Below are 711 nucleotides of genomic sequence, written 5' to 3'. Positions count from 1 at the left end.
GCCCGATCCTCATGAATCCAGCCTCCGACAGGAAATGTCGTTTTTATACAATGGCTTGGGGATTGGGCGCCGCTCCGGATGCAAGCCTTTAGAAAACCACGACTTCCTGCCCGGTTCCCAACCGGACGCGAAAATTGCGCCGCGATGAAACGACTCGTCCCGTCGATCCTTCGACTCATGGATTCTTCGGGAACCGCGATTCGATTTCACAAGCAACCTTTGGTAGCGCCACGCCCGGGACATAAGACCATAAGGGACGGGTCGTTTTGAGCAATCATCTAGGCGCTAAAGGCTGGGGGGCCCGTATGCGCAGCTGGTTTCCGGATCGCGAATTCTTCATGCGATCCGAAGGTCAGGTTCGTTTCATCACCATTTCCTCACGGGTGCAGATGACCGCGGCGGCGATCGCTTGCGCGGCGCTGCTCGTCTGGGCGCTGTCGATGGCCGTGGCCGGCTGGACGCAGTATCGCGCGACGGCGGATCGCCTGTCGCTGCTCGACCGCGAGGCGCGGGTCGCCACTGCGACCGAACGCGTCAACGCCTATCGCGACGACATCGACTCGGTCGCCACCGATCTCGCCAAGCGGCAGGAATTCATCGAGGAAATGGTCGCCTCGCTGCCCGAGGACGTGAAGTCGATCGACAAGGTCAGCGATTCGACCGGCGAAGCCGCGGCGAAGCTGGCGGGCTGCAAACCGTCCGAAGTGTTTA

Annotated in this window: 1 pseudogene; it reads left to right on the top strand. The window is 60.9% G+C overall.

What is annotated here, in order from left to right:
• Positions 1-305: 305 nt before the first annotated feature.
• Positions 306-711, top strand: a pseudogene (locus AAFM29_RS17775) (M23 family peptidase); the annotation flags it as partial.

This window comes from Erythrobacter sp. (assembly GCF_038133525.1).
Lineage (GTDB): Bacteria > Pseudomonadota > Alphaproteobacteria > Sphingomonadales > Sphingomonadaceae > Qipengyuania.
This window is presented reverse-complemented; position numbering and strand designations above follow the sequence as displayed.